5 protein-coding genes are annotated in these 4,909 nt (G+C 75.3%); 3 read left to right on the forward strand and 2 right to left on the reverse strand.

Annotated elements, in window-relative coordinates:
- Positions 1-265: 265 nt before the first annotated feature.
- Positions 266-1,489: an MFS transporter gene (locus JWR81_RS16700; protein WP_297652945.1), complete on the reverse strand. Its 1,224-nt coding sequence runs from the start codon at positions 1,487-1,489 to the stop codon at positions 266-268.
- 67 nt (positions 1,490-1,556) lie between these two features.
- On the opposite strand from JWR81_RS16700, the gene JWR81_RS16705 reads away from it, so the two are divergent.
- Complete coding sequence (locus tag JWR81_RS16705; protein ID WP_297652948.1) at positions 1,557-2,462, forward strand: LysR family transcriptional regulator; 906 nt, start codon at positions 1,557-1,559, stop codon at positions 2,460-2,462.
- Here JWR81_RS16705 and JWR81_RS16710 read toward each other — a convergent pair whose 3' ends face one another.
- Positions 2,463-3,143, reverse strand: coding sequence for a GNAT family N-acetyltransferase (locus tag JWR81_RS16710; RefSeq protein ID WP_297652950.1), 681 nt, complete (start codon positions 3,141-3,143; stop codon positions 2,463-2,465).
- Between the two features lie 249 nt (positions 3,144-3,392).
- Between JWR81_RS16710 and JWR81_RS16715 the strand changes: the two genes are divergently transcribed.
- Both JWR81_RS16715 and JWR81_RS16720 read left to right on the forward strand, forming a co-directional pair.
- Positions 3,393-4,139 (forward strand): helical backbone metal receptor, encoded by a 747-nt coding sequence (locus tag JWR81_RS16715; RefSeq protein ID WP_297652953.1) that lies wholly within the window; start codon positions 3,393-3,395, stop codon positions 4,137-4,139.
- Positions 4,140-4,229: 90 nt separating this feature from the next.
- Positions 4,230-4,909, forward strand: a 680-nt coding sequence (locus JWR81_RS16720; protein ID WP_297652956.1) for a TRIC cation channel family protein, incomplete at its 3' end; no start/stop codon positions are given.

The raw sequence follows: 4,909 nt of genomic DNA on the forward strand, positions 1-4,909 counted from the left end.
GACCCTTCCGCCCGGTAGAACCAGCCTCGCAGCGTCACGCCCTCGGCGTCGAACTCGATGTCGCGTCGGCTCACGGTCACTCCCGTCGTCGGAACCCCCATCCCCCGACCCTAGGTGACCTGGGTCACGTCAGGCGCCGCCGATCGGACGCAGCGAGGTGGCGATGCAGCCCAGCCGTCGCCACGCTCGCCCCTGGCTGCCGACGCCGGACTTCAGCCGGGGCGCGGGTGGTGACCTACGGCGGCCCGTCCACCGCCGAGCAGCCCTACGGCGCAGGGGTGGGGATGCGGCGCAGCGTGAGGGCCAGGACGAGGGCGGTCAGGAGCAGCGCCGTCACGAAGACCACCAGACCCGTCCAGCCCGCGAGGTCGAACGCCACGCCGCCGAGCGCACCGCCGATGCTGCTGCCCGCGTAGTAGGCGAGCAGGTACAGCGACGACGCCTGTCCGGGGGCGCCACCGGGCAGCAGTGAGGAGCGCCGTCCCACCCAGCTGCTCGCCACCGAGTGCGCCCCGAAGAATCCGACGGTGACGAGCAGCAGCCCGACGACGACGGTCGGGAGCAGGTCGGGCACGGTGACCCAGCCGCCCACGAGCGCCACCAGCACCGCGCCCCACATCACCCGACGGCGCCCGACGCGGTCGCCGAGCCGGCCCGCGGCCGTCGACGCCCAGGAGCCCGCGAGGTAGCCCAGGAAGATCAACCCGGCCAGCCAGCCGGGCAGCCCGAACGGCGCGGCGATCAGCCGGAAGCCGAGGTAGTTGTAGACGGTCACGAACGCGCCCATCAGCAGGAACGCGACGCCGAACAGGCACAGCAGGCCGGGGTCGTGCAGGTGCACGCGCAGCGGCCGGCCGAGCTCGCGGAGCCGGACCTTCGGCGGGTTCGGGGACACCGGGTCGGGCAGCAGCAGCCGGAACGCCACCATGCACCCCAGCGACAGCACCCCGATGGCGCCGAGCGCCGTCCGCCACCCGGCGACGTCGGACACGAACCCCGCCACCAGCCGTCCCGAGAGCCCGCCGAGCGTGTTGCCCGCGATGAGCATCCCGATCGCGCCGCCGAGCCAGCGCGGGGCGACCTCGGCCGTCACGTGGGCCATCGCGAGCGCGGGCAGCGCCGCGAGCGCGACGCCCTGCAGGGCCCGGATCCCGACGAGCGCGCCGAACGTCGGCGCGAACGGGGCGAGCAGCCCCAATACCGCCGACGCCGCCAGCGCGGCCGTCATCACGCGCCGCCGGCCCCACGACTCCGCCACAGCCGACAGCGGCACGACCGCGAGCGCGAGGGCGCCGGTGGTGGCCGACAGCACGAGGCTCGAGGTGGACGACGACACCCGGAACTGCGTCGCGAGCGTCGGCAGCAGCCCCTGCACGCAGTAGACCAGCACGAACGTCGCGAGCCCCGCGCACCACATGGCGACGCCGAGGCGCTTGTAACCGGGGGTGCCGCGCTCGTGGAGGACCGGGGCAGGAAGGGTCGTTGTCATCGCTACCGACGGTAGGAGCCGCTGCGTCATGCGTCCAATGCATGTCCGGAAGGGCCATGATGCATCCATGGATGAGATGGCAGCCCTCGCGCCGCGGCTCCACCAGTTCGTGGCCGTGGCCCGCACCGAGCACATGACGCACGCGGCCGACGCGATCGGCGTGCCGCAGTCGACGCTGAGCCGCGGGATCGCCCGGCTCGAGGCCGACCTCGGCGTCGCCCTGTTCGGCCGCTCCGGCCGCACGGTCCGACTCACCCGCGAGGGCCGGACGCTGCTGCGGCACGCCGAGCGCGCGCTCGCGGAGCTCTCCACCGGGATCCGCGAGATCCTCGGCGACGCCGACGTCCTGCACGGCCGCGTCGGGCTGGCGTTCCTCACCACGCTGGGCAGCGCAGCGATCCCGCGGCTCCTACGCGACTTCCGCACGCTGTACCCCGGGGTGCAGCTCGATCTCCTGCAGGGCGCGCACGCGGTACTGCTCGACCGGCTGCGCTCCGGCGACGCCGACCTCGCCCTCACCTCACCGCTGCCCGACGAGCCCGGGCTCGTCGCGGTGCCGCTCGACGAGGAGGAGCTGCGGCTCGTCGTGCCCGCCGGCCACCGGCTCGCCGAGCGGGACGGCGTGGCGCTCGCGGAGGCCGCACGCGAGACCTTCGTGCGGTTCCTGCCCGGCTTCGGGCTGCGCGGCACCGTGGACGCGTGGTGCCGCGAGGCCGGGTTCGTGCCGCGGGTGGCGTTCGAGGGCGGTGACGCGGAGACCCTGCGCGGCCTGGTGGGCGCGGGCCTGGGCGTGGCCCTGCTGCCGGTGGCGCACCACCTGCTCGTGCCGGGCGTCGTCGAGCTGCCGGTGACCGAGCCGCGCACCGTCCGGACGATCGGTGCGGTGTGGGCGCGCGGCCGTCCCCTCACCGCGCCGGCGCGGGCCCTGCTCGACGTCGTATGCAGCCCCGGCCGGCGCCTGCTCGGCTCCTGATCAGACGGGCGCTTGCACGCCGGCGAACTCCAGCTTCTGCCGGAGCGTGAACCCGAGGTGCTCGTAGAGCCGGATCGCCGTGGTGTTCGACGCCCCCGTGTGCAGGAACGGCACATCGCCGCGCTCGCGGATCACGGCGCCGACGGCCCGCACCAGGCGCCCGGCGAGCCCCTGCCCCTGGTGGGCGGTGTCGGTGCAGACGGCGCTGATCTCGGTCCATCCCGGCGGGCGCATGCGCTCCCCCGCCATCGCCACGAGGGCGCCGCCGCGGCGGATCCCCAGGTAGGTGCCCATCAGACGGGTGTTCTGCAGGAACGGACCGGGACGGGTGCGGGCCACGAGGTCGAGCATCTCCGGCACGTCGGCCTCCCCGAGGACCACCGCCTCCGGCTCGGGTCGGACCGCCATCCCCGACCCGTCGAGCTGCACGCCGGAGATGCTCGCCTCCGCCGTCCAGCCCGCGGGCGGGATGCGCGGCGGCCCGGCGAGGACGACGGTGCCACCCGGCCCGGCCAGCGCGGCGAGATCGTCCCAGTCGGCTTCGGTGGGGTCGAGGGGCAGCGCCGCGAACGGGCACACGTCCTCGCGGAAGCGGGCCGCCCGCCCGCGCCGCTGCCCGAGCCCGGACTGGGCGCCGCTCAGGGAGGTCCACACGGGGTTGTCGAGGGGATGGTCGTCCACCCCGCGAGCCAACCATGACGGGGCACCCGGTCACGTGCGCAGGGCGCTCGTGACGAGGTGACGCCACCGGCCGGCCCCTGACCGGGGCACCGTCCCGGGCGTGACCCGGCTGCCGGGACACCAGGTGATGGCGCCCGAGCACATCGCCGGGATGTGGCGGGGCGCTGCTCCCCCACGTCGTCGCCAATAGCCGGCTCCACGACCACGACCTCGCCAGCCACTGACCGCCGGCGCACTAGCCTGGGGGGCATGGTGATCGACGACGAAGGCCGTGAGGTGCCCGTGCCCGCGGAGGTCCGGCGGGTGGTGAGCATCGTCCCGTCGCTCACCGAGGCCGTCGCCGCCACCGCACCCGGCCTGCTCGTGGCCGCCACCGACTGGTGCACCCACCCCGCCGACCTCGACGTCCCGCGCATCCGCGGCACCAAGAACCCCGACGTCGACGCGATCGTCGCGCTGCGCCCCGACCTCGTCGTGGCCAACCAGGAGGAGAACCGCCTCCCCGACCTCGACGCGCTGCGCGGCGCCGGCGTCCCCGTGTACGTGACCGACATCCGGACCCTGGACCGGGCCTTCGGCTCCCTGGAGCGGATGCTCACCGCCTGCGGGCTGGACCGCCCCTGGTGGCTGGACGACGCAGAGAAGGCCTGGGCGGCCGTGACCGAGCCCCCCGAGCGGAGGCGCGCGGTGATCCCGATCTGGCGCAAGCCGTGGATGGCCGTCGGCAGCGACACGTTCACCGGTGCCGTGCTGGCCCGGCTGGGCGTCGACAACGTGCTCGCCGAGGACCAGGAGCGCTACCCGAGATTCGACCCCGCGGCGCTGCCGCCGCTGGATCTGGCCGTGCTGCCCGACGAGCCCTACCTCTTCACCGCCGACGACGGGCCGGAGGCGTTCCCCGGGGTGCCGTCTGCGCTGGTCAGCGGCCGCCTGCTGACCTGGTACGGCCCGAGCCTCGCCGAGGCGGCGCGGGAGCTGCCCGCGGCGCTCGCCTGATCAGCCGAGGTTCGACGCGACCGCGGCCTGACCCGCTCCCCTACGGCCGAACACCTGCTCCGCCACCACCTCGCGGCCCCGAACCCGAGCGTGCGCACCGACCCGATGCCGGTGCCCGACCCGGACCTACCCCTGCCCGGATGCTCACCCGTGCTGGACCTCCTCGGCGTCGCCGTGTTCGCCGCCTCCGGCGCGCTCGCGGCCGTGCACGCCCGGCTCGACGTGTTCGGCGTGACCGTGCTGGCGGGCGTCACGGCGCTGGGCGGCGGTGTGGTCCGCGTCGTGCTGCTGCGCATCACCCCCGCCCACCACGCCGCGCCAGCAGCCGTTCCCGGTCGTCCCGCCGGCGGTGGCGCTGCTGGTGCCCCGGCGGTGGCCCGGCCGCGCCGCGGCGGGCAGCTCGCCGACGCGCCGGGGCTCGCACTGTTCGTCACCACCGGCACGACCCTGGCGCTGAAGGCGGGTGCCCCCGCGGTCACGGCCGGGCTGGTCGCGGTGCTCACCGGCGTGGGCGGTGGCGTGTTGCGCGACGTCCTGCTCAACGAGATCCCGACGGTGCTGCGCCGCGACATCTACGCGATCGCGCCGTCGGCGGTGCCGCCGTGGTGGTGGCGGCCGACCGGCTCGGGCTTCCTCCGGTGCCGGTCGCGCTGGTCGCTGCGCTGCTCGTGGCCGGCGTGCGCGTGCCCGCCCGTGCCCCGAGCGCTGATCAAGGCGGGGATGTCGTCGGACGACCGTCGGGAGCGACAGCGACGCCTTGATCAGCGAGG

This window comes from Pseudonocardia sp. (assembly GCF_025965585.1).
Classification (GTDB): Bacteria; Actinomycetota; Actinomycetes; order Mycobacteriales; family Pseudonocardiaceae; genus Pseudonocardia.